The sequence below is a fragment of the Acidovorax sp. SUPP3334 genome (assembly GCF_030159055.1).
Taxonomy (GTDB): Bacteria; Pseudomonadota; Gammaproteobacteria; order Burkholderiales; family Burkholderiaceae_C; genus Paracidovorax.
Genome location: NZ_BQXQ01000011.1, coordinates 97,022 through 123,534, shown reverse-complemented (window position 1 = coordinate 123,534; position 26,513 = coordinate 97,022). Strand labels below are relative to the sequence as shown.

The 26,513-nt window shown below is 64.0% G+C and carries 27 protein-coding genes; 12 read left to right on the top strand and 15 right to left on the bottom strand.

Going from position 1 to position 26,513, the window contains the following annotated elements:
• Window positions 1-203: 203 nt before the first annotated feature.
• On the bottom strand, window positions 204-842 hold the full coding sequence (locus AVHM3334_RS08585; RefSeq protein ID WP_284411388.1) for an MBL fold metallo-hydrolase: 639 nt from the start codon (window positions 840-842) through the stop codon (window positions 204-206).
• A 258-nt stretch (window positions 843-1,100) separates the two neighbouring features.
• On the opposite strand from AVHM3334_RS08585, the gene AVHM3334_RS08580 reads away from it, so the two are divergent.
• Window positions 1,101-1,262: a hypothetical protein gene (locus AVHM3334_RS08580; RefSeq protein WP_284411381.1), complete on the top strand. Its 162-nt coding sequence runs from the start codon at window positions 1,101-1,103 to the stop codon at window positions 1,260-1,262.
• Window positions 1,263-1,342: 80 nt separating this feature from the next.
• Window positions 1,343-2,575 carry an MFS transporter gene (locus tag AVHM3334_RS08575; protein WP_284411379.1) on the top strand — a complete coding sequence of 411 codons (1,233 nt, stop codon included), beginning with the start codon at window positions 1,343-1,345 and terminating at the stop codon, window positions 2,573-2,575.
• Here the strand turns inward: AVHM3334_RS08575 and AVHM3334_RS08570 are convergent.
• Window positions 2,570-3,487 carry a LysR family transcriptional regulator gene (locus tag AVHM3334_RS08570; RefSeq protein WP_284411377.1) on the bottom strand — a complete coding sequence of 306 codons (918 nt, stop codon included), beginning with the start codon at window positions 3,485-3,487 and terminating at the stop codon, window positions 2,570-2,572. The two genes, AVHM3334_RS08575 and AVHM3334_RS08570, sit on opposite strands and share 6 nt — an antisense overlap.
• A 173-nt stretch (window positions 3,488-3,660) precedes the next feature.
• On the opposite strand from AVHM3334_RS08570, the gene AVHM3334_RS08565 reads away from it, so the two are divergent.
• The 3 genes from AVHM3334_RS08565 to AVHM3334_RS08555 are packed head-to-tail and all read left to right on the top strand — an operon-like array spanning window position 3,661 to window position 4,876.
• Window positions 3,661-4,248, top strand: a complete 588-nt coding sequence (locus AVHM3334_RS08565; RefSeq protein ID WP_284411375.1) for an NADPH-dependent FMN reductase — start codon at window positions 3,661-3,663, stop codon at window positions 4,246-4,248.
• The gene (locus AVHM3334_RS08560; protein WP_284411373.1) at window positions 4,245-4,475 is read left to right on the top strand and encodes a hypothetical protein; all 231 of its coding nucleotides are present in this window, start codon (window positions 4,245-4,247) and stop codon (window positions 4,473-4,475) included. Before AVHM3334_RS08565 ends, AVHM3334_RS08560 begins: the two co-directional genes overlap by 4 nt.
• Window positions 4,472-4,876 carry a nuclear transport factor 2 family protein gene (locus tag AVHM3334_RS08555; RefSeq protein WP_284411371.1) on the top strand — a complete coding sequence of 135 codons (405 nt, stop codon included), beginning with the start codon at window positions 4,472-4,474 and terminating at the stop codon, window positions 4,874-4,876. The genes AVHM3334_RS08560 and AVHM3334_RS08555 overlap by 4 nt, the downstream gene beginning before the upstream one ends.
• A gap of 54 nt (window positions 4,877-4,930) precedes the next feature.
• On the opposite strand, the gene AVHM3334_RS08550 is transcribed toward AVHM3334_RS08555, so the two are convergent.
• Window positions 4,931-5,746 carry an exodeoxyribonuclease III gene (locus tag AVHM3334_RS08550; RefSeq protein ID WP_284411369.1) on the bottom strand — a complete coding sequence of 272 codons (816 nt, stop codon included), beginning with the start codon at window positions 5,744-5,746 and terminating at the stop codon, window positions 4,931-4,933.
• On the opposite strand from AVHM3334_RS08550, the gene pyrE reads away from it, so the two are divergent.
• Both pyrE and AVHM3334_RS08540 read left to right on the top strand, forming a co-directional pair.
• Window positions 5,745-6,443 (top strand): orotate phosphoribosyltransferase, encoded by a 699-nt coding sequence (gene pyrE / locus AVHM3334_RS08545; protein ID WP_284411367.1) that lies wholly within the window; start codon window positions 5,745-5,747, stop codon window positions 6,441-6,443. The two genes, AVHM3334_RS08550 and pyrE, sit on opposite strands and share 2 nt — an antisense overlap.
• Window positions 6,444-6,457: 14 nt before the next feature.
• On the top strand, window positions 6,458-7,120 hold the full coding sequence (locus AVHM3334_RS08540; protein ID WP_502869881.1) for a DUF4124 domain-containing protein: 663 nt from the start codon (window positions 6,458-6,460) through the stop codon (window positions 7,118-7,120).
• Between the two features lie 103 nt (window positions 7,121-7,223).
• Here AVHM3334_RS08540 and gatB read toward each other — a convergent pair whose 3' ends face one another.
• Genes gatB through gatC form a run of 6 tightly spaced genes read right to left on the bottom strand, consistent with a single transcriptional unit; the run spans window position 7,224 to window position 13,836 of the window.
• Window positions 7,224-8,699, bottom strand: a complete 1,476-nt coding sequence (gene gatB, locus AVHM3334_RS08535; protein ID WP_284411365.1) for an Asp-tRNA(Asn)/Glu-tRNA(Gln) amidotransferase subunit GatB — start codon at window positions 8,697-8,699, stop codon at window positions 7,224-7,226.
• A gap of 2 nt (window positions 8,700-8,701) precedes the next feature.
• Complete coding sequence (locus tag AVHM3334_RS08530) at window positions 8,702-10,219, bottom strand: hypothetical protein (protein ID WP_284411363.1); 1,518 nt, start codon at window positions 10,217-10,219, stop codon at window positions 8,702-8,704.
• 3 nt (window positions 10,220-10,222) lie between these two features.
• Window positions 10,223-11,620, bottom strand: coding sequence for a KGGVGR-motif variant AAA ATPase (locus tag AVHM3334_RS08525; RefSeq protein ID WP_284411361.1), 1,398 nt, complete (start codon window positions 11,618-11,620; stop codon window positions 10,223-10,225).
• Window positions 11,617-12,018, bottom strand: coding sequence for a hypothetical protein (locus AVHM3334_RS08520; protein WP_284411360.1), 402 nt, complete (start codon window positions 12,016-12,018; stop codon window positions 11,617-11,619). Before AVHM3334_RS08520 ends, AVHM3334_RS08525 begins: the two co-directional genes overlap by 4 nt.
• 8 nt (window positions 12,019-12,026) lie before the next feature.
• Window positions 12,027-13,526 (bottom strand): Asp-tRNA(Asn)/Glu-tRNA(Gln) amidotransferase subunit GatA, encoded by a 1,500-nt coding sequence (gatA, locus tag AVHM3334_RS08515; protein WP_284411358.1) that lies wholly within the window; start codon window positions 13,524-13,526, stop codon window positions 12,027-12,029.
• Window positions 13,527-13,536: 10 nt separating this feature from the next.
• Window positions 13,537-13,836 carry an Asp-tRNA(Asn)/Glu-tRNA(Gln) amidotransferase subunit GatC gene (gene gatC, locus AVHM3334_RS08510; protein WP_284411356.1) on the bottom strand — a complete coding sequence of 100 codons (300 nt, stop codon included), beginning with the start codon at window positions 13,834-13,836 and terminating at the stop codon, window positions 13,537-13,539.
• A gap of 207 nt (window positions 13,837-14,043) precedes the next feature.
• On the opposite strand from gatC, the gene AVHM3334_RS08505 reads away from it, so the two are divergent.
• The 4 genes from AVHM3334_RS08505 (at window position 14,044) to mrdA (ending at window position 18,793) form a co-directional block, all read left to right on the top strand.
• Complete coding sequence (locus tag AVHM3334_RS08505) at window positions 14,044-15,087, top strand: rod shape-determining protein (RefSeq protein ID WP_092745880.1); 1,044 nt, start codon at window positions 14,044-14,046, stop codon at window positions 15,085-15,087.
• A 212-nt stretch (window positions 15,088-15,299) separates the two neighbouring features.
• Window positions 15,300-16,220 (top strand): rod shape-determining protein MreC, encoded by a 921-nt coding sequence (gene mreC, locus AVHM3334_RS08500; protein ID WP_284411354.1) that lies wholly within the window; start codon window positions 15,300-15,302, stop codon window positions 16,218-16,220.
• Between the two features lie 67 nt (window positions 16,221-16,287).
• On the top strand, window positions 16,288-16,806 hold the full coding sequence (mreD, locus tag AVHM3334_RS08495; protein ID WP_284411352.1) for a rod shape-determining protein MreD: 519 nt from the start codon (window positions 16,288-16,290) through the stop codon (window positions 16,804-16,806).
• 46 nt (window positions 16,807-16,852) lie between these two features.
• Entirely contained in the window at window positions 16,853-18,793 is a 1,941-nt protein-coding gene (gene mrdA / locus AVHM3334_RS08490) for a penicillin-binding protein 2 (RefSeq protein WP_284411350.1), read from the top strand.
• Between the two features lie 23 nt (window positions 18,794-18,816).
• Here the strand turns inward: mrdA and AVHM3334_RS08485 are convergent, their stop codons facing one another.
• From AVHM3334_RS08485 to AVHM3334_RS08465, 5 genes are all read right to left on the bottom strand, one after another.
• Window positions 18,817-19,728, bottom strand: coding sequence for a DMT family transporter (locus AVHM3334_RS08485; RefSeq protein ID WP_284411348.1), 912 nt, complete (start codon window positions 19,726-19,728; stop codon window positions 18,817-18,819).
• A 123-nt stretch (window positions 19,729-19,851) separates the two neighbouring features.
• Window positions 19,852-20,595, bottom strand: a complete 744-nt coding sequence (locus AVHM3334_RS08480) for an amino acid ABC transporter ATP-binding protein (RefSeq protein ID WP_284411346.1) — start codon at window positions 20,593-20,595, stop codon at window positions 19,852-19,854.
• Window positions 20,592-21,374 (bottom strand): amino acid ABC transporter permease, encoded by a 783-nt coding sequence (locus AVHM3334_RS08475; RefSeq protein ID WP_284411344.1) that lies wholly within the window; start codon window positions 21,372-21,374, stop codon window positions 20,592-20,594. The genes AVHM3334_RS08480 and AVHM3334_RS08475 overlap by 4 nt, the downstream gene beginning before the upstream one ends.
• Window positions 21,375-21,416: 42 nt before the next feature.
• A complete protein-coding gene (locus AVHM3334_RS08470) occupies window positions 21,417-22,181 on the bottom strand; it encodes an ABC transporter substrate-binding protein (RefSeq protein ID WP_284411342.1) in 765 nt (254 codons plus the stop codon).
• A 202-nt stretch (window positions 22,182-22,383) separates the two neighbouring features.
• Window positions 22,384-23,142, bottom strand: a complete 759-nt coding sequence (locus AVHM3334_RS08465; RefSeq protein ID WP_284411340.1) for a sulfite exporter TauE/SafE family protein — start codon at window positions 23,140-23,142, stop codon at window positions 22,384-22,386.
• A gap of 450 nt (window positions 23,143-23,592) precedes the next feature.
• Between AVHM3334_RS08465 and AVHM3334_RS08460 the strand changes: the two genes are divergently transcribed.
• Entirely contained in the window at window positions 23,593-24,558 is a 966-nt protein-coding gene (locus AVHM3334_RS08460) for a hypothetical protein (RefSeq protein WP_284411338.1), read from the top strand.
• A gap of 28 nt (window positions 24,559-24,586) precedes the next feature.
• Here AVHM3334_RS08460 and AVHM3334_RS08455 read toward each other — a convergent pair whose 3' ends face one another.
• Window positions 24,587-26,299 carry a GMC family oxidoreductase gene (locus AVHM3334_RS08455; protein WP_284411336.1) on the bottom strand — a complete coding sequence of 571 codons (1,713 nt, stop codon included), beginning with the start codon at window positions 26,297-26,299 and terminating at the stop codon, window positions 24,587-24,589.
• Between the last annotated feature and the right edge of the window lie 214 nt (window positions 26,300-26,513).

Here is a 26,513-nt window from a genome sequence, read left to right as displayed (position 1 = left end):
AGGCGGATCACCTGCACGCGCCTCTCATGCCGCGCTTCGCGCGACAACGATCTCATGTCTGTTGCTTGCATCATCAGCACATGATGGCGCATTCCTTTATTTCAAGATGATTTATGCCGGATCAATAGAAGCAAATGCTGCAATCGGCACTGGAAATGCTTTTGTCGCCACTGCCTTCGGCGGGGCGCCGCCCGACGAGTCGTTCAGGTTCCACCGACGTAAGGGTTGCTTTTCCGCTCGCGTGCAAAACTGCTCTCCGGGCCATGTCCCGGAATAAAGATGGTCTCATCTCCCATCGGCCACAGTCGCTGCGTGATGCTGTCGATGAGTTGCTGGTGGTTGCCTTGTGGAAAGTCGGTGCGGCCGATGCTGCCTGCAAACAGGACGTCGCCCACGAATGCGCGCTGGATCTGGGGCGCATGAAACACCACATGGCCCGGGGTGTGCCCAGGACAGTGTCGAACGGTCAGCGTCTCCTGGCCGATCTGCACGGTGTCGCCATCGTGCAGCCATCGTGTGGGCGTAAAAGCTTCTGCCGGCGGAAACCCGAACATCGCACTTTGCTGCGGCAAGCCGTCGATCCAGAACTGGTCTCCTGGATGCGGCCCCACGATGGGCAGGTTCAGTGTCCGGGAGAGTTCTCCCGCGCCGCCTGCGTGATCAATGTGTGCGTGGGTCAGCCAGATCTGTTGGAGCGAAAGTCCCCTGTGTTGAATGCCTCCCAGCAGCTTGTCCAGGTCTCCTCCCGGATCAATCAGTGTGGCGTGCCGGGTCGCGTCGCACCACACGATGGAGCAATTTTGCTGAAATGCGGTGACAGGGCGCGTGTAGTAGTGAAGCATGATTGAAGCTGGGAAAAGCGCCTGCATGGGCGCCTGCATGGGCTTGCGTCGTTAGACCGAACGCATCCCGATCCGCGCGATGCAGCGCATGGCGATGCCCCAAGCCTACCGCACCAAGCCCGGGGCGTTCGATGCGTCCTGCGGCGAGGTCGTCGCGCACCGTGGCTCGCCATCATCTGCCCTCCACCGGCCTGGCCACGGATTTCACGACCGATCTGGCCACCGCTGCTGGCAGGCAGGCAGGCGTTGCTGCGCACCATGGGTGTCGGCCACACCGACACGGCCGAGCAAGCCAGCGCGGCCACGCCCTCATCGGCATACTCCAGGGTCAAGGCGCATCTGCATTTGCTGGCGCAGCACTCCCCCATGCCGGTGGCGCAGCAGAGCATCCGCGGGAGAGCCCGCCTTGCCCTGCTGTAATGGACCTTCGGATTTCCCGGCGACCCCGCCGGCGCGATCGATGCCGCGCGCCGCGGCGTGCAACGGATGATGGAGACACCGTGAACCGAAACCTTTGGCTGCTGACGGCCCTGCAAGGCCTTTTCCTGACGAACAACGTCACCTTCATCGCCATCAACGGGCTGGTCGGCCTGGCGCTGGCGCCCCTTGGCTGGATGGCGACCTTGCCCGTGATGGGCTATGTGGTCGGGGGGGCCGTCTTCACCGGGCCAGTTGCCTGGGTCCAAGGCCGCTACGGGCGAAAAGCCGGCTTTTTTCTGGGTCTGGCGGTCGCTTTCGGTTCGGCGCTGCTGTGCGCCGTCGCGGCCTACACGCGCAACTTCTGGCTGCTGTGCGCCGCCACGATGCTGGCCGGCTACTACTCGGCCAACGGCCAGTTGTACCGATTCACATCGGCGGAGCTGTCCGCCCCATCAGCGCGAGAGAAAGCCGTGTCTTACGTCATGGCCGGCGGGCTGATCGGCGCCGTGATCGGGCCGAATCTGGCTGCGCACACCCGGGACCTGGCTGCCGTGCCCTTTGCCGGTGCCTACCTGGCCCTGGCCGGCGTCGCGCTGCTGGCGGCGGGATTGCTGGCCTGCATGCGCTTTCCACCCGTGACGGGCCAGGCCGCAACGAGCGGTGGCCGCAGCGTGGCGCAACTCATGCGCCAGCCCGTGTTCCTCATCGCGGCCTGTGGCGGGGCTTTGAGCTATGGCGTGATGAATCTGCTGATGGCGGCCACGCCGCTGGCGATGCAGCAATGCGGGCTGCCCTTTTCCGATGCGGCCTTCGTGCTGCAATGGCATGTGATCGGCATGTTCGCGCCGGGGTTCTTCACGGGCCATCTGATCCGGCGCTTCGGCCCGCTGCCTGTCATGGGCGTGGGCGTCGGCTTGAACGTGCTGTGCGTCGCCATCGCGCTGTCCGGTGTCGAGCTGCACCACTTCACTGTGGCTCTGCTTCTGCTGGGCGTGGGCTGGAATTTTCTCTTCACCGGCAGCACGACGCTGTCGCTCTCTGCCTATGCGCCGCAGGAGCGCAACCGCGCGCAGGCGGCCATCAATTTTCTGCTGTTCGCCGTGATGGCGGTCACTTCGTTTGCGTCCGGTGCGTTGGTCACCACGAAGGGCTGGAGCCTGCTGAACCTGGGCTCGCTGGTTCCACTCGCAATGATTGCGGCGGGGCTTGCCTGGCTGGCGAGAAATCGCCGGCATCTCTCGGTATCGGGTCAGAGCGCGAAACCGTGTCCACCTTCCAGTTCGATAGAACCAGCGCCCGTGCGCGATTCATGAGGCAGTGTTCTGCAGCACATCGATCTCGCCGAGCTTGTCCGCCACCAAAGAGATGAAGGCAGACACCGCTGGCGGCAGGTTCCGCCGGCTCGGGTACAGCACCGTCAGGCCCAGGCCTTTGCGCTGGTAGCCGGGCAGCACGGGCACGAGCACCCTGGCGAGCGCATCCAGTCGGGCAACGCTCGATGGAAGCAGCGCAATGCCCAGACCGGCCACGGCGGCCTTGCGCAGCGCCTGTGCGGTGTTGGCGCTGAAGCGACCCGTCACCGAAACCTCGTGCGAGCTGCCGTCGGGTCCGGTGAGGCGCCAGAGGGTGCGCCCGCCCGGATGGCCTGCGATCACGCAGCTGTGGCGTGACAACTCGTCCAGAGTGGCCGGGGCGCCATGCGCGGCCAGGTAGGCGGGGCTGGCCATCAGGCCATCGCCACGGACAGGCAAGAGCTGGCGGCCCACATAGCCCAGGTTGCCTACCTCGCCGCCACGAAACGCCACGTCGATGCGATCGGCGATCAGGTCGGCGCGGGCATCGCTCAAGATGAAGTCCAGCCGCACCCGAGGGTATGCGGCCAGGAATTCGGCCACCCATTCCACCGGAAAGAAGTCGAAGAAATCGGCCGGCATGGCCACGCGGACCAGACCTGACGGCTCCTGCTGGCCGATCGCCAGCGCCTGCCCCGCTTCCAGCAGGCCATCGACCGCGCCCGCGCATTGCCCATGAAAGGCCTCGCCCGCGCTGGTGAGCGTGAGCCTGCGGGTGGAGCGCTGCAGCAGACGCGTCGCCAGTCGGGCTTCGAGCTGTTGCACGCGCCGGCTCACCGTGTTGGCTGGCAGGCCCAGGCGCCGCGCCGCCTCGGCAAAGCTGCCGCATCGCACCACGTGTACGAACAGGGCAATGTCATTCAGGTCAAGCATGGTGGCGGCAGATACCTTCTGTTTTTGGATGAGTCTAATCCCATTGGTCCATATAGTCGGTTAATGGGGGCGCCCTTAATCTTCTCCCCATGGACCTGAAGGCCAGCGATGGCACCCGGTTCTCCACCCCTGAAGCGCATTTCTCTTTCCATCCATTTCGAAGGAAGCCAGCCATGACGACATCCTCAACGCCCCGCATCGGCATCTTGATCGGGTCCACCCGCGAGGGCCGCTTCGGCGACCAGCCCGCGCAGTGGATTCACGGCATCGCGAGCCAGCGCAGCGACCTGGCCTTCGAGTTGATCGACCTGCGCGATCACCCGCTGCCGTTTTTCGACGAGCCCCTGTCACCCGCCTGGGTGCCGGTGAAGAACGAGGCCGCACAACGCTGGGCCGACAAGCTGGCCACGCTGGATGGACTGATCGTCGTCGCTGCCGAATACAACCACGGCCCCACGGCCGTGCTCAAGAACGCCTTCGACTACGCCTACAAGGAGTTCATTCGCAAGCCCATCGGCTTTGTGGGCTATGGCGGCGTGGGTGCGGCGCGTGCCGTGGAGCCGTTGCGCCTGATCGCCACCGAGCTGCAGATGGCACCCGTGCGCAATGCCATGCACATCGGCATGGTGGAGATCATGGGCGTCTGGAAGCAGGGCAAGCGCTTCGAGGACTTCCCGCACCTGGCGCAGTCGGCCACGGGCCTGCTGGACGACATGGCCTGGTGGGCCCATGCGCTGAAGACGGCACGGGAGGCTGCATGAACACCGCCCTCGCGCCCGCGCAGGTCGTGGCCGAACCGGCTTCCCGGGCGCGCGCCATCGTCCACCGCACCCGTGGCACCACGCACGGCCCGATCACGCGGCTCATGAGCCCGGGCGACCTGGGCGAATGGCTCAAGCCCTTCGTGTTCCTGGACCTCTTCGCCTCCGACGGGGCTCGGGCATGGGCGGCTTCGGAATGCATCCCCACTCGGGCATTGCCACCTTGACCCATCCCATCGAGGGCGACGTGTCCTACGAGGACACCACCGGCGAAAACGGCAAGCGCGGCGTGCTGCGCGCCGGCAATGGCGTGTGGCACACAGGCGCGCCAGTGGGCGGCTCGGCCTTGCGTGGCACCGGCCCCGAGGCCATCTTCGCCGGCGTCTTCAAGCGGCTGGCGACCGAATGGGTGGGCTACCGTGCGGTGGTGCATACCTACCTGGTCGACGGCGACCGCGTCGCGGCCTTCGGGGGGTACGCCGGCACCTATGCGAAGACCGGCAAATCCATGCGCGCCAGCTTCGCCCATCTGTACCGGCTCAGGGACGGCAAGATCGTCAGCATGGAGCAGGTCGTAGACAGCGCGATGGTGCTGCAGGCGATGGTGCCCGCATTGCAGGCCGATTGACGAGGGCGGCGGCGGGCTGTACCCGGCAGGCGCTGTGTCGGCCCATTCACTTGCCTACAGCGTGAAGTCGTACTCCACCGTGATCGGCGCGTGATCCGAGAATTTCACCGTCTTGTAGATGTGTTCGCTGCGTGCCAGGGCAGCGATGCCGGGCGTCGCCAGGTGGTAATCCAGTCGCCATCCGACGTTGTTCGCATAGGCCTGCCCCCGGTTGCTCCACCATGTGTAGGCCGTGTCCGTGGCGTCAGGTTGTAACTGACGGTAAACGTCTATCAGCCCGCCGCCTTCATCAGTTATGTGCAACAACTTTGTCATCCAGGCGCGCTCCTCGGGGAGAAAGCCGCTGTTCTTCTGATTGCTGCGCCAGTTCTTCAGATCGATGGCCTGGTGAGCGATGTTGATGTCCCCGCAGAGGATGAACTCGCGCTCGCCCTTGGTGCGCATGAGGTGGGGGTGGAACTCTTCCAGGAACCGGAACTTGGCGAGCTGGCGCTCTTCGCCCGAAGAGCCGCTCGGGAAATACGCGCTGATGATCGACAGCTTGCGCGCCGGCGTGTCGAAGCGTGCTTCCACGTACCGGCCTTCGGCATCGAACTCGGTGGAGCCGTAGCCCACGATGACGTCGCTGGGCTCATGGCGCGAATAGATGCCCACGCCGGAATAGCCCTTTTTCGCCGCGAAGTGAAAGTGCCCTTTCAGGCCCGCCAGATGCTCGAAGCGTCCCAGCATGTCGGCCGACTGCGCCTTGATCTCCTGCACGCAAATACAATCCGGCCGCGTTGCGGCGATCCATGCTTCCACTCCTTTGGATGCGGCGGAGCGGATGCCGTTGAGGTTGAGGCTCGTTAATTTGAAAAGGGGTGAATCCATGGTGACAGACAAGGCGCAATCGGTGGAACAGGACCGCCTGGCGCAGGATTTCGTGAAATTCGCCGTGGAAGCGGGGGTGCTGCGCTTCGGCGAATTCAAGACCAAGGCAGGCCGCTTGAGCCCGTATTTCTTCAACGCCGGGCTGTTCGACGACGGCGCCAAGATGGGCAGGCTGGCCGAATTCTATGCAAAAGCCCTGCTGGCGAGCGGTGTCGAGTTCGACATGGTCTTCGGGCCGGCGTACAAAGGCATTCCGCTGGCGGCCACGGTGGCCGTGGAACTGGCGCGGCACGGTCGCAATGTGCCCTTTGCCTACAACCGCAAGGAAGCCAAGGACCATGGCGAGGGCGGCACGCTGGTGGGCGCGCCGCTGCGCGGCCGCGTGCTGATCGTGGACGACGTGATGTCCGCCGGCACGGCTGCGCGCGAGTCGATCGCGTTGATCCGCGCTGCCGGTGCCGAGCCGCATGCCATGGCCATCGCCCTGGACCGCCAGGAGAAGGCGACCGAGAACGGGCAGGACGTGGAGCACAGCGCCGTGCAGTACGTGCGCGACCATCTGGGCATGCAGGTATGCACCATCGCCAAGCTGGCAGATTTATTGCAGTATCTGGCCGAGAGTGGGGAGCCGGGAGTGCATACCCACCATGAACATGTTCTGGCATACCGCCAGCGCTACGGAGTGCAAGGGGGGTAGTTCGTTTGAGCAAGATGGCCTGGTGCATCGGCGGATTGGCGGCGGCCCTCTTGGGGCCGGCAGGCATGCAGGCCTGGGCGCAGCCGAGCGGGTATTCGACCAGCGGCGGTATCTACACCTGCGTGAATGCACAAGGCCGGCGACTGACGGCGGACCGCCCGATCGCCGAGTGCGTGGACCGCGAGCAGCGTGTGCTGGGCCCCTCGGGCACCGAGCGCCAGCGCCTGGGCCCGACGCTCACCGACCAGGAGCGCGCGGTGCTGGAAGCCCAGCGGCGCAAAGAAGCCGAAGAACGCGCCCGGGCCGCCGACGAACGCCGCCGCGAGCGGGTGCTGGTGGCCCGCTATCCCGATCAGGCCTCGCACGATGCCGAGCGTGCGGCCGCCATCCAGCAGGTCAACGAGGTGACCGCCGTTGCCGAAAAGCGCGTGGCCGAACTGCAGCGCCAGCGCAAGACGCTCGATACCGAAATGGAGTTCTACCGCCGCGATCCGAGCAAGGCGCCCGGGCTGCTGCGCCGCCAGATCGCCGAGCAGGAAGAAGCGCTGGCCGAGCAGCAGCGCTTCATTGCCAACCAGGAGCAGGAAAAGCGCCGCGTGCACCAGCGGTTCGATGCCGAGCTGGCACAGCTCAAGGTGCTGTGGGCCAGCCAGCGGTCTGCCGTGCCCCTGCAGTGACCTTCCACGGCCCTCGCACCGCAGCCCCCGGCTGATCGCCGAGCGCAAATCGCAGCTTGCAAGGGGCGGCGGCGCTGCCGGTTTTACCGGCTGGCGAGTGCGTTCAGGACGCCGCGGCCAGCCGCTCCCGCAGCAGGTCGTTCACCTGTTGCGGATTGGCCTTGCCCTTGCTGGCCTTCATCGCCTGGCCGACGAGCGCGTTGAAAGCCTTGTCCTTGCCGGCACGGAACTGGGCCACGTTGTCGGGGTTGGCGGCGATCACGTCGTCGATGATCTTCTCCAGCGCGCCGCTGTCGTTCATCTGCTTGAGCCCCTTGGCCTCGATGATCGCGTCCACCTCCCCCGCAGCCGCATCGCTCCACAGTGCCTCGAACACCTGCCGGGCGGCGTTGTTGGAGACCGTCCCATCGGCAATGCGGCCGACCAGTTGCGCCAGCTGGGCAGCGCTCACCGGCGCTGATGCGATGTCGATCTCGCCGGCATTCACCCGCCGTGACACCTCGCCCATGATCCAGTTGCTGACCAGCTTGGGTTGCTGGCTGGCTTTCGCGGCTGTCTCGAAATACGCCGCCATCGCCTTCGACTGGGTGAGCGTGGTCGCGTCGTACTCGGGCAGGCCGTAGTCGGCCACGAACCGGGCCGCCATGCTGCGGGGCAGCTCGGGCATCAGCGCACGTTGCTCGTCCACCCACTGCTGCGCAATGTGCAGCGGCGGCAGGTCCGGGTCGGGGAAGTAGCGGTAATCGGCGGCATCTTCCTTGGTGCGCATGGCGCGCGTCTCGCCCGTGCCGGGATCGAACAGCACCGTGGCCTGCTGGATCGCGTGGCCGTCCTCGATCTGCTCGATCTGCCAGCGGATTTCGTAGTCGATCGCCTGCTGCATGAACTTGAAGCTGTTCAGGTTCTTGATCTCGCGGCGCGTGCCCAGCGGCTGGCCGGGCTTGCGCACGGAGACGTTGGCGTCGCAGCGGAACGAGCCCTCCTGCATGTTGCCGTCGCAGATGCCGATCCACGTCACGATCTTGTGCAGTTCCTTGGCATAGGCCACGGCCTCTTCGGACGAGCGCATGTCGGGCTCGGTCACGATCTCCAGCAGCGGCGTGCCGGCGCGGTTCAGGTCGATGCCGCTTTGGCCGATGAAGTCTTCGTGCAGCGATTTGCCCGCGTCTTCTTCCAGGTGGGCACGCACCAGCTTCACGGTCTTCTTCTCGTCACCGAGGAAGAAAGACACCTCGCCACCCTGCACCACGGGGATCTCGAACTGGCTGATCTGGTAGCCCTTGGGCAGGTCGGGGTAGAAGTAGTTCTTTCGGGCGAAAACGCTCTCTGGCGCAATGGTGGAGCCGAGTGCCAGTCCTAATTTGATAGCGCAGGCCACGGCTTCGCGGTTCATCACGGGCAGGGTGCCCGGCAGGGCCAGGTCCACCGCGCAGGCCTGCGTATTGGGTTCGGCACCGAAGGCGGTGGGCGCGCGGCTGAAGATCTTGGATTTCGTCGCGAGCTGGGTGTGCGTCTCGAAGCCGATGACGACCTCGTAGCCGTGGATTAATCTGTTTTTGGGGCTGACTGAAATAGCCATACTCATGCCTTCTTGTGAACTGCAATACCACCGTTGCGACCGACTTTGTAAGCAAGGCGAAATATATCTGGCAAGTCTATTCTTAACACACCCTGGCGCTCCCTCAACTGCAGTACTCCAATACTACTCATCGTGTCACGCAGAGAATTTGCTTTTGTTTCCCAGTCACTATCTGCTTGCCAAGGAATTAGTGCATTTTTTTGCTCTTTTTCAATTAGAGATATGGTGTCATTTTCCATCGCTTTATGACTGAGCCATATCTGTCGAAGTTCTGACCAGTCAATAGGTACAGTTCTTCCCTTTGTCTTAATGATTTCGATTGCTCTCCGGACCCAAAAATATTCATTATCAAGCTCATCGACTCGCGCCTCACTAGCCTTGCGAACCCCATCCCGAATCGCTTCGTGATGAATAATCAGGTCATGCCCTGAGTAGTTGGATTGAGTTGCAGATAGTGAGTAGCTCACTGCTAACAAAAATGTTCTTGGAGAAATTCTTCCTTTTCCATCCGCCAGATGCTTAAATATCCAGGAATATGTGTGCCCCTTTGTTGCGGCATTACCCATATAAGGGCCTGCAAGCCAAATCCAAAAATCTTCTTGTGTCTCTTTGTTCAATAGATTAGGATGCTCCCATCTCTCGCCAGTAAATTTTCCGGTAGTCTTAGATATTTCTGCAAAACGTCTTTGGAACAAGCTCTCTTTTTGTGCAATAAAATGAAAAGCCAAACCAAATAAATCTTGTTGAGTCCAGTCGAGGGTGACTTTTTCGTTTATTATTTTTGAGGCATCGGAAACAGTGACTCCCGTGTTGCTTATGATATCTTCGCGAACAAAAACCTTAAACCGCAAACCTTTGGCGTATCTAAATTCTAAAAGTAATTGAAATAAGCCTCGCATTAGATTCTGAGTATGCGCGAATTGGTTGGAAACTCTGTCCAAGCCATCTATAACAACCAAGACAATCTGATTGGAAGCAGTAAATTGCTTATCTAAAGCTTTCAGCGCTCGTATTATTCTTTCTGGATTTTCCTGTGCCCATTGAATTTTTTGACTCCAGGGGTCATAGGGGTCTTCGGTAGGCATTCCTAGCTGTGGATCGATTTCAAATTGTCCAAGTACTACTGCTGCCCAAAAAAGCATCGGTTCGAAGTCTGGCTCGCTCAGCCAGCGAGATACGCTAATCTGGTTTGGTAAGTCTTGAGAACTTGTTTTGTCCCATAGAAGTGCTTTGCAATCAGAAATTTGTTGCAATTCATCTCGCAACCATATGTCTGTATTGCTGTGAGACAGAGCTTTCCTCAGCATCGGGTCATGCAGAACTTTTGTCCAAAAGGATTTTCCTGCGCCTCGCATTCCTTCAACCAGCATCGTTTTAGGAGTTAGAGCTTTGTAATGTGACGGTGGAACAAATACATCTTTCCAAGATTCTGGAGGAGTATCAGGACGCAAGTCGCCCATCGCTTTCGAAAAAGCACTCCGCCATCGGATTATGTTATTAATGTTATTCCCGGTTGCCATCTGCTACTCCAATAATTTTGCTGCTCTGTCTAGAAAATCTCCAAAACTTTTGGCGATGACGGCTGTCGCGAGTTGACCTGGCTCCTTTATAGGGTCAAAGGCTCGCAATACCTCGTCCCAAACTATCCTTGAGGGATAATGTGGAGTATCCTCGTCATCGAACGCTGGGTTAAATAAATTCAAATTTTTTGAAGTATCTAAAGAAATCTCTGAAGAGTCTTTGTCGTAAAGATTCTCAGCGCACGTCGTGTAAGCTGCTTCCCTGAAATCGGCAAAATAACCTTTTGTCGATCCTACTTCTTCTGGTGTTAGTGCTGAAATAAATCGAAGCTTAAATCGAAAATCATTTTCGGTTCTTGCTGTCGGGTGTCTTTGCAGATGTTTAAACAAAAGGGCGTACGCATCCCATGTTTGCTGAGTGTTGACTGCAAAGAGAAATGACACTCGAGCGGCAAGCTGAGAAATCGCTGCGGCAGCTGTATCGTCTATGCCTGCTCGACTATCAAATAATGTAACGTCAGCAGAGTGTACTTGCTCAAGCAAATCTACAATTCGATTTAATCTCTCTGCAAAGCCAGTGCCTTCTTCAGTTGTCCTGTATATGCGACCTAATTTCCCAACATAGGCTTCTGTTTTTAATCCGTGTGAAGGAGCGATAATTATTTTGCCGTTTGTTCTTTCACTTAACGGACTGGTCTCTGCGATTCGTTGTTCCGCTAACTCTTCTAAGCCATCGCAGCCTAACGACTCAGCGGCGAACCAATCTACTAATCCAAAGTCAGGCCTAGCTGTTTGAGATAGCAAACTTGAGGAAACCCCAGGCGATTCAAAGTCTGCATCGATGATTAGGACTCGCTTGCCTTGGTTGGCTAAATGTAGTGCTAGCGCTGTCAATGCTGAACTGCGTCCAACACCACCTTTAATTCCAAAAAAAACAGCACGAGGAATGGTAGATAAATTGTTAGGCTTGCTCTCGGCTCTTAGCCAATCATTTTCTTTCTCTTGGCGATCCAGCAAGAATAACGGCAGTCTAGAGTCATTATTTATTGATACCAAATAAGGGCTTCCCCAGAAATCACTGGGATCAAATAAATCTTCAAGAAAGAAAGAAATTCCGTCTATTAAATAGTCTTTTTCGAGTGGCGGCTCTGCGGTTTTTGTATAAGCAGGACTTAAGGGGCCTAGTTCAATATGAATTTGATCGAGCAACTCCAGAAAATCGCCTGAGGAAAACTTCTCTCGCGAACTCGGAAAGCCTATGTGAATACGGCCCTTCCAGTCTCGAAGAAGGATGATTTTCTGTTCTCCAACAAATTTCTTTAATTCAACATGATTTTTGTCTAGTATTTTTACTACTGACGAAAGAGTGGTATCCCAGTTTAAATATTTATCTGGAGTCAAATCCGACCTCTCTTCCAATGCTCAAGAATGTTGAGAAGTTTTTGGCTTGATTCATGCTCTGCAGTAAGGCGGGATGAATTGAAGCAAGTGGATTGCCTGTGCCAATATCTTTCCGAGACTAGCCACATATCAAATGCGCCAGATGAGGTTCTACGTATAGTTTCGGCCAACCTTGAGTTGCCTTTAACGACGCTATGATTTAGAAATTCTGCGAGGATCTCAGGCATGTGTTTTTTGGCGACTCCATTTTTTGCGGCACCGCTCATTATGGTTTTGAGTACGCATTCAAACGAAAAACCATACAGATGGCTAGCATTAGCTAGCCGCGCTGGGGATTGGCTATGCAACAGCTTTGCGTCTTCAAAATGCCGATATGCCGCATCTGCATAGTCTTCCATGGGCGTCCTCAGAACTGCGGGAAGGCAGTATGGAAATCGGTGGCTTGCTGCAGGCGGTGGGCGGCGTTGAGCAGCCGTGCTTCCTGGAAGTAATTGCCGATCAGTTGCAGGCCCACGGGCATGCCGTCTTCACCGAAGCCGGCAGGCACGCTCATGCCGGGCAGGCCGGCCAGCGACGCGGGCAGGGTGAAGATGTCGGCCAGGTAGTCGGCCAGCGGATCGTTGCCGTGCTCGCCGAGCTTCCACGCCACCGTCGGCGCCACGGGGCCGGCGATCACGTCGCACGCCTGGAAGGCATTCTGGAAATCGTCGGCGATCATGCGGCGGATTTTTTGCGCCTGCAGGTAATAGGCGTCGTAGTAGCCGTGCGACAGCACATAGGTGCCGATCATGATGCGGCGCTTCACCTCGTCGCCGAAGCCTTCGGCCCGCGTCTTCTTGTACATGTCCACCAGATCGGTGTAGTCGCTGGCGCGGTGGCCGAATTTCACGCCGTCGAACCGCGACAGGTTGGACGAGGCCTCTGCCGGTGCGATCACGTAATACACGGGGATCGACAACTCGGTGCGCGGCAGGCTGATGGGCACCAGCTTGGCGCCGAGCTTTTCGTATTCCTGAAGCGCGGCATCCACTGCGGCGCGCACGCCGGGGGCGAGGCCCTCGCCGAAGAACTCGGCGGGAACGCCGATGCGCAGGCCGTCGATGCTGTCGTTCAACTGGCGGCTGAAATCCTCTGCCGGCAGGTCGAGCGATGTGGAGTCGCGGTCCAGGTCCGGTCCGCAGATGGCCGACAGCAGCAGGGCGCAGTCCTCGGCCGAGCGGGCCATGGGGCCGGCCTGGTCCAGGCTGGAAGCGAAGGCGATCATCCCGTAGCGCGAAGCCCGGCCATAGGTGGGTTTGATGCCCGTGATGCCGCAAAACGATGCGGGCTGGCGGATGGAGCCGCCGGTGTCGGTGCCGGTGGCGGCTGGTGCCAGGCGCGCGGCCACTGCCACGGCGCTGCCGCCCGAAGAGCCGCCCGGCACGCGCGCGGCATCCCAGGGGTTGCGCACCGGCGCGGGGGCATCGAAGCCGACGGGGGCGACGGCGGAGTTCTCGTTGGCCGAGCCCATGGCGAACTCATCGCAATTGAGCTTGCCCAGCGTGACGGCGCCGGCCCGGGCCAGTTGGCCGACCACGGTGGCGTCGAAGGGCGACTGGTAGCCGGCCAGCATCTTGGAGCCGGCCGTGCTGGGGAAGTCGCGCGTGACGAAGATGTCCTTGTGGGCGATGGGCACGCCGGCCAGCGGGCCGGCCGTGCCGGCCGCGATGGCGGCATCCTGCGCGCGGGCCTGGGCCAGCGTGGCTTCTTCGTTCACGGCGACATAGGCGCCCAGGTTCTGATGGGCGGCAGCACGGTCCAGGAAGTGGCGGGCGGCTTCGACGGCGGAGACGCGGCGCTCTCGCAGCTCGGTGGCCAGTGCGGCCACGCCCAGGTCGTGCAATGCGGTGGTGGAGTTCGTTGTCATCGGGGCGCCCTTATTCGATCACCTTGGGCACGAGGAACAAGCCGTTTTCGACGGCTGGCGCACTGCGCTGGTTGGCTTCGCGCTGATCGGGTTCGCTGGCGATGTCTTCGCGCAGCCGCAACTGCACGGCCTGGACGGCGGCGACCGGGTGCGCGAGGGGTGCGATGCCGGTAGTATCCACAGCCCGCATCTTCTCGACGATGCCGAAGAAACCGTTGATCTGCGTGAGCATGCGCTCACTGTCGTCCGAACTCAATTCGAGCCGTGCCAGATTGGCGATGCGGCCGATGTCCTGGGGTGTCAGTGCCATAGGGGAAGAGGGGTGGGAAACCGGATGTAAAGCTGAATTCCGGGCCATGCCGGAGGGAGTTATTCACAGGGGATGCGGTATTATCCCGGCTTTGCCGCAATACCCTCCCAACCGCCGGTCATTGTGCGAAAAAATCCAATAAACACCCCCTAATATCACCCGGCGATGGCAGGCCGACGTGCATGCCGTGCCTGAGAGGATTTTTGAATGTTCGGAGCTTTCCGTCGGTACTTCTCCACCGACCTTGCCATTGACCTTGGCACTGCCAACACCCTGATTTTTGCCCGCGACAAGGGCATCGTGCTCGATGAACCCTCGGTCGTTGCCATCCGCCACGAAGGCGGTCCCCACGGAAAGAAAGTCATCCAGGCCGTAGGCCGCGAAGCCAAGGCCATGCTGGGCAAGGTGCCCGGCAACATCGAAGCCATCCGTCCGATGAAGGACGGGGTGATCGCGGACTTCGTGATCACCGAGCAGATGATCAAGCAGTTCATCAAGATGGTGCATCCCCGCACCCTGCTCACCCCCAGCCCCCGCATCATCATCTGCGTGCCCTGCGGCTCCACCCAGGTCGAACGCCGTGCCATCAAGGACGCGGCCGAGGCCGCGGGCGCCACGGCGGTGTACCTGATCGAAGAGCCCATGGCCGCCGGCATCGGCGCCGGACTGCCGGTTTCCGAAGCCTCCGGCTCGATGGTCGTGGACATCGGCGGCGGCACCACCGAAGTGGGCGTCATCTCGCTGGGCGGCATGGTCTACAAGGGCAGCGTCCGCGTGGGTGGCGACAAGTTCGACGAAGCCATCATCAGCTACATCCGCCGCAACTACGGCATGCTGATCGGCGAGCCCACGGCCGAAGCCATCAAGAAGAACATCGGCTCGGCCTTCCCCGGCTCCGAAGTGCGCGAGATGGAAGTCAAGGGCCGCAACCTCAGCGAGGGCGTGCCGCGCAGCTTCACCATCTCCAGCAACGAAGTGCTGGAAGCGCTGACGGACCCCTTGAACCAGATCGTTTCGGCCGTCAAGAACGCGCTGGAGCAGACGCCTCCCGAACTGGGGGCCGACATCGCCGAGCGCGGCATGATGCTCACCGGCGGCGGCGCCCTGCTGCGCGACCTGGACCGCCTGCTGGCCGAAGAAACGGGCCTCCCGGTGCTGGTGGCCGAAGACCCCCTGACCTGCGTCGTGCGCGGGTGCGGCATTGCGCTGGAGCGCATGGACCGCCAGGGCAGCATCTTCACGAGCGAGTGACACGGCTGGCCCCTGGCGCGAAGCCGGGGCGGGGAGAAGACATGGATGAACCGCTGGCCGCCAACCGTTTGCCCCGCCGGGCATGGCCGCCTGCGTGCGTGCCGTCCGCTGGGCAGGCCCTACGGCATCGGCAGCCTGCTGCTTCTCGTTCTTCTTTCTCTGCTTCCTTGACGCGGCGCGGCACTTCGCCTGATTGACGGGTCAGCCTCCCCATGCCTCTCGGTACGCTCGATCGGTCCGCACCGTCCTTCTTCAAGCAAGGGCCCTCGCCGCGTTCGCGCCTGGCCCTCTATAGCGCGCTGGCGCTTTTCCTGATGGTGGCGGACGCGCGGTTCCAGGTGACCGATCCGCTGCGCAAGGCCGTGGCCGTGGCGCTGTATCCCCTGCAGTGGGCCATGCTGCAGCCGGTGGAGTTCGCCGCGCACGGCGCGGGTTACTTCCAGTCGCTGCAGGTGGCCCAGGCCGACGCCGACACCGCCCGGCGCAACATGGCGCAGATGTCGCAGCGCGCCAACCAGGCCGAACAGCTTTTGCAGGAGAACGCGCGGCTGCGCAAACTGCTGGAACTGCGCGAGCGGCTGACCACGCCAGCGCAGGCCGCGCAGGTGATCTACGACGCCGCCGACCCCTACACCCGCCGCGTGATGATCGATCGCGGACAGTCGGCCGGCGTGGAACTCGGCGCGCCGGTGATGGACGAGTCCGGCATGCTCGGCCAGGTGACGCGCGTGCACCCTTTCCTGAGCGAGGTCACCCTGCTCATCGACCGCGATCAGGCCATTCCCGTGATGAACCTGCGCACGGGCGCACGCAGCGTGGCCTATGGCGACCCGGTGATCGCGCACGGCGGCGGGATGGAGCTGCGCTTCATGCCCGGCAATGCCGACGTGCAGGAGAACGACCTGCTCACCACCAGCGGCGTGGACGGCCTGTACCCGCCTGGCCTGCCTGTGGCCCGCGTGGTGCGGGTTGAGCGGCGCGCCGATTCGGCCTTCGCGCGCATCTATTGCGCGCCGCTGGCGCAGGTCAACGGTGCCCGCCACGTGATGGTGCTCAAGCCGTTGACGGCCGACCTGCCCGAGCGCCCGGCGCCCGCGCCGGTGGCCCCGGCCCGCAAGGGAGCGCGCCGATGATCCGCTCCTTCCGCCGCCAGCGGATCGCCCTGGCTGCGATGCCGCCCCGCCGCTGCAGGAGGCCCGCATGATCATGCCCCGCGGGCAGCAACTGCTGCTGCCGGTCAGCCCCCTTTTCATCGTCGCCAGCCTGCTGGTGGCGCTGGCGTTCAACATGCTGCCGCTCGGGCGCGTGGTGTGGACGCCCGACCTCGTCATGGTGCTGCTGGTGTTCTGGGGCGTGCACCAGCCGCAGCGCGTGGGCATGGGCGTGGCGTTTGCCATGGGCTTGTGCATGGACGTGTACCAGACGGCCCTGCTCGGCCAGCACGCCTTGGCCTACTGCGCGCTGATTTATGGTGCCCTGTACATCCATCGCCGCCTGTTGTGGTTCAGCGTGCTGTCGCAGGCGCTGCAGGTGCTTCCGCTGTTCATCGCCGCGCATGCGATCGAGCTGCTGATCCGCATCGTGTCGGGCGGCATTCTTCCCGGGTTCGAGGGGCTGGTGGCGCCCGGCCTGGAGGCCTTGCTATGGCCGCTCGCCAGTTGGATACTGCTGGCGCCGCAGCGCCGCCCGCCCGACCGCGACGAGAACCGCCCGCTGTGAGCGTGGATGTCCGCCAGCCCTTCGACCTGACCGTTTCTTTGCCGACATGACCGAACTGCGCAACACCGAAGCCGATGCCTCGCGTTTCCGCACCCGTGTGTTCGTGGTGGCGCTGGTGGTGCTGATGGCGCTGTGCCTGGTCGTGGCGCGGCTGGTGTATCTGCAGGTCGTGCGCCACGACGACCTGGCCGAACAGGCCGAGAGCAACCGCACGGCCGTGGTGCCCATCGTTCCGAACCGCGGGCTCATCATGGACCGCAACGGCGTGGTGCTGGCCACCAACTATTCGGCCTATACGCTGGAGATCACGCCGTCCAAGGTGGAGTCGCTGGACGGCACCATCGACGAGCTGTCCAAGGTGCTGGACATCCACCCGCGCGACCGCCGCCGTTTCAAGCGGCTGATGGACGAGTCGCGCAACTTCGAATCGCTGCCCATCCGCACGCGCCTGTCCGATCAGGAAGTGGCGCGCTTCACGGCGCAGCGATACCGCTTTCCCGGCGTGGACATCAAGGCGCGGCTGTTTCGAAGCTATCCCATGGGCGAAGTGGGCAGCCATGCGATCGGCTACATCGGCCGCATCAACCAGCGCGAGAAGGAGCGCATCGACGACTCGGAAGACGCCGCCAACTACCGGGGCACCGACCACATCGGCAAGCTGGGCGTGGAGCAGGGCTTCGAGAGCACGTTGCACGGCCTGACCGGCGTGGAGCGCATGGAGACCTCGGCCGGCGGTCACGCGGTGCGGCGCCTGGCCAGCCATCCGGCCACGCCCGGCAACACGGTGATGCTGTCCATCGACATCAAGCTGCAAAAGATGATCGAGGACATGTTCGGCGACCGGCGCGGCGCGCTCGTGGCCATCGACCCCCGCAACGGCGAAGTCGTCGCGCTGGTGAGCAAGCCCACGTTCGATCCCAACCTGTTCGTGGAGGGCATCGACAGCGAGAACTGGCAGGCGCTCAACGAATCGATCGACAAGCCGCTGCTCAACCGCGCGCTGCGCGGCACGTATCCGCCGGGCTCGACCTACAAGCCTTTCATGGCGCTGGGGGCGCTGCAGCTGAACAAGCGCTCGCCCACGCAGGTGTACAACGACCCGGGCTTCTACACCTACGGCGGCCACACCTTCCGCAGCCACGAGGGCGGGCTGGGCGGCGTGGACATGCACCGCGCCATCCAGTTCTCCAGCAACACGTATTTCTATTCGCTGGCCGTGGACATGGGCGTGGACACCATCCACGACTTCATGAAGCCGCTCGGCTTCGGGCAGGCCACCGGCATCGACATCAACGGCGAGGTGCGCGGCGTGCTGCCCAGCACCGAATGGAAGCGCAACACCTACAAGCGTCCCGAAACCCGGCGCTGGTATTCGGGCGAGACGGTGTCGCTGGGCATCGGCCAGGGCTACAACAACTTCACCATGCTGCAACTGGCGCTGGCCGAGGCCACGCTGGCCAACGGCGGCACGCGCTACCGGCCGCACCTCATCAAGGCCATCAAGGACACGGTGACGGGCCAGATCACCGAGGTGCAGCAGCCTCCCGGGCAGGACCTGGGTTTTTCACCCAGAAACGTGGAGATCGTGCGCAACGCGCTCGTCGCGGTGAACAAGGGCGGCACCGGCACGCGTGTGTTCGCGGGCGCACCCTACACCTCGGCCGGCAAGACCGGCACGGCGCAGGCGGTGAGCCTGGGGCAGAACGTGAAGTACAACGCCAAGGCGCTGGAGGACCACCAGCGCGACCACTCGCTGTTCGCCGCCTTCGCCCCGGCCGAGAACCCGCGCCTGGCGCTGGCGGTGATCGTGGAGAACGCCGGCTTCGGCGCGGCGCATGCCGCGCCCATCGCGCGGCGCGTGTTCGACTACTGGCTGCAGGGCGACTATCCGAACGAGCAGGACATGGCCGCGGTGCGCAAGGGGCTGGCCTCCGCGCCCATCGGCACACCGCTGCGTGCGGCGGACGTGCCGCTGATCGAGCCTTGACCCAGGCCGGCCCCCGGGCCCGCTCAGCCCGCCGGCGTTGATCCACCCGGGCCTGCTGCGCGCCGTGCGGGCTGCCACTGGCTGAAGATCAGCGCCCCTACGATCAGCGCCGCGCCGGCCATGCCGGCCACGCCCATCCGTTCGTCGATCAGCACCCACGCCGTGATCGCCGCGAACACCGGCTCCAGCCCGAAGACGATGGCGCTGCGCATCGCGTCCACGCGCTGCTGGCCCCAGGCCTGCAGCGTCACCACGACCACGCTGGCCAGCAGGCCGAGGTACAGCAGGGCCACCCACGACGCAGCGGGCAGCGTGGCGAGCGATGCCCAGGTGCTGCCCAGGCCACCATGGCGCACCGCGATCAGCACGCTGGACGCAGCCAGCATGGCCGTGGCCTGCGCGGCCGCCATGCGGGTGGCGCGCACCGGCTGCGCGGCCGTGCGGCGCGCGCACTCTTCCAGCGCCAGGATGTAGATGGCATAGAACAGCGTGCTGGCGAAGGTGAGCGTATCGCCCAGGTTCCAGGGCTCGTTCTCGTGGAACATCAGCGCCATGCCGGCCAGCGCGAGCACGCAGGCGGCCCAAAGCCGCCAGCCGTAGCGCCGGCCCAGCACGGCCATGGCCAGCAGCGGCACCACCAGCACGTTCAGGCCCGTGACGAACGCATTGCGGTTGCTGCTGGTGCGCGCCAGCCCTTCGATCTGCAGCCAGAACGCCAGGAAAAGCACGACGCCCAGGCCCAGGCCCCAAAGCCGCTCGGGCGCCCGCATGCCGCGCCACAGCGGGCCGAGCACCAGCAGGGCGATGGCAAAGCGCAGCCAGATGAGCTGCAACGCATCAAGGTGCGCCGACAGCAGCTTCATGGAGGGAAAGGTCGTGCCCCAGACCAGGGTCACGGCCAGCAGGGCCAACAGGCCCAGGCGTTCAGGTTTCATGGTGCCGGGGCCCGCACACCTGAAGCGCGCGGGGCAGGAAGAGACGGAGAGCGGTGATGGCGGCGGAGGTGATCGATGAAAGGAAAGCCGGGGGCTCGGCCCGCAGCCTTTCCTTTTTGCCTTTCACGCCCCCATGCGGCCGATGAATGCGCGGATGCGGTCGCTGGCGGGATTGCCGAAGAACTCGGCCGGCGGCGCGTCGTGCGCGATGCGGCCCTGGTCGAAGAACATCACGCGGTCGGCCACCTCGCGGGCAAAGCCCATCTCGTGCGTTACCACGATCATGGTCATGCCGCCACGGGCCAGCTCGCGCATGACGTCCAGCACCTCTTGCACCATCTCGGGGTCAAGGGCGGAGGTGGGCTCGTCGAACAGCATCACCTTGGGCGCCATGGCCAGCGCGCGGGCAATCGCCACGCGCTGCTGCTGCCCGCCCGACAGCTGCCACGGGTACTTGTGCGCATGGTCCTGCATGCCCACGCGCCGCAGCAGCGCCATGGCCTGTTCGTTGGCCTTGGCGCGCGGCGTGCGGTGGATGCGGCGGGGGGCCAGCGTCACGTTGTCCAGCACGCTCATGTGGCCGAACAGGTTGAACTGCTGAAACACCATGCCGACCTCGCTGCGCTGCTTTTGCAGCGTGCGCGGGTCGTCGGTCACCTCGGTGCCGCCGATGGTGATGCGGCCGCTGTCGTGCGGCTCCAGGCGGTTGATGGCCCGCAGCAGCGTGCTCTTGCCCGAGCCCGAAGCGCCGATGATGACCGTCACTTCGCCGGTGTTGAAGGCGGTGGACACCTCCTTGAGCACCTGGTGCGCGCCGAACGACTTGCAAACGCAGTCGGCGACGATGTAGGGCGTGGCCTGGCTCATTGCGCCCGTCCTTCCACGTCGAAGCGGTACTCGACGGCATTGGAGATCTGCGTGACCAGCGTGGTCAGCAGCAGGTACGTGATGGCCACGGTGGACAGCGTCGCGATGGGCTGGAAGGTCGCCGACTGGATGCGGTTGCCCACGTTGGTCAGCTCCACCACGCCGATGGCGTAGGCCAGGGAAGAGTCCTTGAGCAGTGCCACGAAGTTGCTCACCAGCGGCGGCAGCGAGATCTTGAACGCCTGCGGAAACACCACGTCGAAGAACACGTGCAGGCGCGACAGCCCCAGCGCCCGCGCCGCCTCGGTCTGGCCGCGCGGCACGGCCAGCAGCCCGGCGCGCACGGCTTCCGCGTTGTAGGCGCCCACGTTCAGGCCCAGCGCCACCACGGCGGCGGCGAAGTCGGGCAGGTTCAGCCCCGGCACCAGCACCGGCAGCGCGAAGTACACGAAGAGGATCTGCACCAGCAGTGGCGTGCCGCGGATGACCCAGATGTAGAACCCGGCCACCCAGCGCAGGGCGATCCAGCGCGCGGTGCGGGCCAGCGCGGCGCTGGTGCCCAGCACCAGTCCCACGCTGCCGCTCACCAGGGTGAGCCACAGCGTGGTGCGCGCACCCTCGGAGAACGCCTGCGCGTTCGGTCCGATCGGGTCAGGCAGAAAGGAAAGAAGCTGGCCCAGAAGGGCCAGCGCCAACACCATCAGCAGCAGGGCGGAGACCAGCGTCGCATTGCTGCGGTGCTGGCGGGTCCAGTGCTGTGGCCACAGAGCATTGAGCATGGAGGCAGTGAAACGAAAACGGTCCGAAGCCGGAGCCGCCGTTTATGGGGCGCAGCGGACGTCTTCGTTGAAGTACTTCTGGGACACGGCGGCGTAGCTGCCATCGGCCAGCACTTCGGCGAACGCCTTGTTCCAGGCGTCGGCCAGGCCGGTGTTGCCCTTGGAGACGGCGGGGGCGATCTTCTCGATGAAGAGCATGTCGCCCAGCTTCAGACCGGCCTTGGGGTTCTTGGCGACCACTTCCTTGGCCACGAACTTGTCGGTCACCCAGGCATCGACGCGCTTGGAGGTGAGGGCGCTGCGCGCATCGACGTCGGTGGGGAAGTTCTTCATTTCCTTGATGCCGGCGACCTTCTGCACGTTCTCCAGGTAGCTGGTGCCGGTCTGCACGGCGACGATCTTGCCGGTCAGGTCCTTGGCGGTGCGGATCTTGGGGTCCATGGCGATGATCATGCCGCCCGAGCAGTAGTGGGGCGTGGCGAAGGTGACGGCCTTGGAGCGCTCTTCGGTCACGCCGTGCGAGGCGATGACGGCGTCCCAGCGGTCTTGCGACAGGCCGGTCAGCAGGGCGTCGAAGCCCAGCGTCTTCCATTCGACCTTCAGGCCCATCTTCCTGGCGACCAGGTTGGCCACTTCGATCTCGAAGCCGGTGAGCTGCGTGCCCTGGAAGTAGTTGAAGGGGGCGAACTGGCCCTCGGTCGCGATGATGATCTTGCCGTCCTTCTTGACGGCCTCCAGCGTGCGGGCCTGCACGGAAAAGGCGGCACACAGTGCGGCCACGGTGGCGATCGTCTTGAAAATCTTCATCTCTGTTGTTCCTGCGCAGGGTGGTTTCAGGTACAAAAAATCCGGCTTGGCGGTTAGCGAAGCCGGAACCAGCGACCAGTGGGGCCGCCTGCGGAGCGGGCAGTCACGGGATGGACACATTATAAAAGGCGTGCATGGGGTCATGCACACCCGCAAACCCTGATCCGGACGGCAAAAACCGGGCCTGCGTGCCCCGGGTTTTTCAGCGCAGGAACGCGTCGTAGCCCGTCTTCAGGATGAGCGAGCTCACCACCACGATGAAGATGCCGCGCACGAAGCCCGTGCCGTGCTTGAGCGCCATGTGCGTGCCGATGACGCTGCCCACCACGTTCGCCACCGCCAGCGGCACCGCGAAATGCCACCACACGTGGCCCTTCGCCGCGAAGAGGATGATGGCCGCGACGTTGGTGGCCAGATTCAGCAGCTTGGCCGAGACCGAGGCGTTCAGGAAGTCGTAGCCCAGCAGCCGCACGAACAGAAAGACGAAGAAGCTGCCCGTGCCCGGCCCGAAGAAGCCGTCGTAGAACCCCACCGTGAGCCCGATCACGCAGGCCAGCTGCGTTTCGATCTTTCCCTCGAAGCGTGGCGTATGGTGCCGCCCCAGGTCCTTGCGCGCGAGGGTGTACAGCAGCACGGCCAGCAGGATCAGCGGCAGCAGCTTGCGCAGCGAATCCGCCGACACCACCGTCACCGTCCAGGCGCCCGCGAACGCGCCGACGAAGCCCGCTGCCGCCGCCGGCAGCATCGCCTGCCAGCGCATCTGCACGCGGCGGCTGTACTGCCAGGTGGCGATGCCGGTGCCCCAGATGGAGGCGCTTTTGTTCGTTCCCAGCAGCGTGGCGGGCGGCGCATTGGGGAAAGTCGCGAACAGTGCAGGCACCAAAATGAGGCCGCCGCCCCCGACGATGGCGTCCACGAAGCCGGCCAGCAGCGACGCCAGAGAAACAATGATCCATTCCATGCAATCGATTGTCTCAGGGGTATCGCAGTGGAATTTCCGCCCGTCTGTCAGGCAGCGCTGCCATCTGGACCAGAGCGGGACGGAACGCGCTCAGGCAAGAAAAAAGCGCCGGGGTTGCCGGCGCTTTATGAAAAGGCATCTTATTGGGGGATGCTCGGATTGGTTTTTGTTCGACTTCGAGATGTCTCCTCGGTCCCCTCGTTCGACGCGACGGACGCGTTTTCGAGTGGGTGAACTGTAACGACTGCACTCTGATGGTGCATTGGTGGTTTCCCGCACACCGTTGTGGGGCTTCGGGGCCGTGGGCGGGGTGCCGTTTGGCCGGCGTGGCGAAGCGCCTGCAGACTGGGCGAAGCGCCAGCCATGGCCGCCATGGTTTTTTCCGCGGTTTTTACACGGGCCAGGCTTCAATCGGCGGACTCTTTTGCATCCTTTGCCGAGCCCTTACCCATGACCGACCTTTCCCTTCGCCGCACCGTCTCCGCTCCTGCGGCACCGCTTGCATCGTCCGCACCGCGCGCGCAGCCGGCCCACCCGCACCCTGAGCTGCGCCGAACGGTGTCTTGCCCCGCAGGGCTGCAGGCCCGCAGCGGGGCGCCGATCCCTTCGGGGAGCACGGCCTTGCCGCCCCGCGCTGCGCTGCTGCCCCGCTCGGTGTCGGCACCCGGGGCGCTGGGCGTGTCGGGCGCCGAGTCGCCCCGGCCCGCCATGCCGGCGGCTGCGGTGTCCGCGCCGCAGGCGCCACCGGCGGAATCGGAGGACGTCCGGGAAGATGCGGCGGCTGTCGATGCGTCCGCGCCCTTGTTGGCTGGCGTCGTGTCCGGATCGTCCTTTAGCGCCCTGCGCACCGTGTCCGCGTGGAGCGCTCCGGTGGCGGATGCCGCCGCCGCTGCCGTGTCCCTGGCATCGGCCCGGCTGGCGGCGGTGCCCCGCGCCGCGCAGGTCACGGCCGCGGTCAGCGGCAGCCTCTGGGCGAGTGCCGGCATGGTGGGCGAAGTCGGCAATGTGCCGTATCGCGCCTGGACCACCGGGGCGAATGGGTTCGCCGTGGCGGCGGGCGTTTTGAGCGCCGCCGCTCCCTTCACGCTGGGGCCGGTGCAGCGCGCGATCGCTTACGGCTCCGCCGGTGCCTGGGCCGCGAGCGGCGCGGCGATGGCGCTCGGCGCCGTGGGCACGGCAACCACCCATGCAGCCACGGGGTTGCTGCAGGGCGTGAGCGGCATCGCCAATCTGGCCGCTGCCGGCTTGAGCGCGGCGGCCGTTCATGTGTCGGGCCGCGATGCCGGCCAGGCCGTGCGGCTGCAGACGGCGTCTTCCGCGCTGTGGCTGGCAGGCTCGGCTGCGGCGGTGGGGGCGGTCTGGGCGAAGACGGCGCATCAGCAGCGCGAGCCGCTGGCCGATTTGGAGCGTGGATGAGCGCGTCCCCTGGAGCGCCGCAAGGCGCTCAGCGCGTGGCTGCGGCCACCGCTTCGGCCCCCGGCGCCTCGGCCCGCGCCGCCTGCCGGATCCATTCGGCGGCCTTCTCGGCCAGCATCAGCGTGGGCGAGTTGGTGTTGCCGCTGGTGATGGTGGGCATGGCGCCCGCATCCACCACGCGCAGGCCGTCGATGCCGCGCACGCGCAGTTGCGAATCCAGCACCGCCATCGGATCGCCGTCGCGGCCCATGCGCGTCGTGCCCACGGGGTGGAAGATGGTGGTGGCGATGTCGCCGGCCAGCCGCGCCAGGTCCTCGTCGGTTTCGAACTGCGCGCCGGGCTTCCATTCTTCGGGCCGATAGGGCGCAAGCGCCGGCTGGGCGACGATGCGGCGCGTCACGCGCAGGCTGTCGGCGGCGACCTGGCGGTCCTCGGGCGTGCTCAGGTAGTTGGGCGCGATGGCCGGCGCAGCGCGGAAGTCGGGGCTCTTGATGCGCACCGTGCCCCGGCTGGTGGGGTTCAGGTTGCACACGCTGGCCGTGAACGCCGGAAAGGCGTGCAGCGGCTCGCCGAACGCCTCCAGCGACAGCGGCTGCACGTGGTATTCGAGGTTGGGGTGGGCCTGGTCGGGCGAGCTGCGCGTGAAGGCGCCCAGTTGCGAGGGCGCCATGCTCATGGGCCCGCTGCGCTTGAGGGCGTATTCGAGCCCGATCTTCGCCTTGCCCAGCCAGCTGCCGGCCAGCATGTTGAGGGTGGGAACGCCGTTCACCTTGAACACCGCGCGGATCTGCAGGTGGTCCTGCAGGTTGGCGCCCACGCCGGGCAGGTCGTGCACCACGTCGATACCGTGCTCTCGCAGCAGCGCCGCCGGACCGATGCCCGACAACTGCAGCAGTTGCGGCGAATTGACGGCGCCCGCGCTCAGGATCACCTCGCGCGTGGCGCGGGCGGTGACCATCTCCTCGCCGGTCCACACCTGCACGCCGGTGCAGCGGCGCGAGCCGTCGGGCTGGGGGTCGATCAGCAGCTTGGTGGCCTGCGCGGCGGTCCACATCTCGAAATTGGGCCGCCCGTAGCAGGTGGGGCGCAGGAAGGCCTTGGCGGTGTTCCAGCGCCAGCCGGCCTTCTGGTTGACCTCGAAATAGCCCACGCCTTCGTTGTCGCCGCCATTGAAGTCGTCGGTGGCGGGAATGCCCGCCTGCTGCGCGGCCTGGGCGAAGGCGTCCAGCACGTCCCAGCGCAGGCGCTGCTTTTCCACGCGCCATTCGCCCGAGCCGCCGGTGGTCTTGCTGCCGTGCAGTCGCTTGAAGGCCTCGCTGGCGGTGTCGGGCTTGTCCAGGCGCCAGTGGTCTTCGTGGCGGCGAAAGTAGGGCAGGGTGTTGTCCCAGCGCCAGCTGGCATCGCCCGTGATGTCGGCCCACTGGTCGTAGTCGCGGGCCTGGCCGCGCATGTAGATCATGCCGTTGATGCTGCTGCAGCCGCCCAGCGTCTTGCCGCGCGGGTAGCGCAGGCTGCGGCCGTTCAGGCCCGCATCCGGCTCGGTGTGGTACAGCCAGTCGGTGCGCGGGTTGCCGATGCAGTACAGGTAGCCGACCGGGATGTGGATCCAGTGGTAGTCGTCCTTGCGGCCGGCTTCGATGAGCAGCACGCGGTGGCGGCCGCCGGCGCTCAGGCGATTGCACAGCAGGGCGCCGGCCGTGCCGCCGCCGATGATGATGTAGTCGAAAGTGGTGTCGCTCATGGAGGCTGTGAGGGCATTGCGGCAGTGCCCGGCCATTGTGCGTAGCCCAGGGGGGCTGTCGATAGGGAAACAGCCGATTGCTATTATTTTTATAGCTATATCCCCTGGTGTCGATTGTGCTGGAGGCTCTTTTGATCATAATTCACGCCGTCCATGCCCTGCGCGTGGACGCGCCTTGCGCTGACGCGGGCGGGCCCAGCCGCTCCGCTACCAT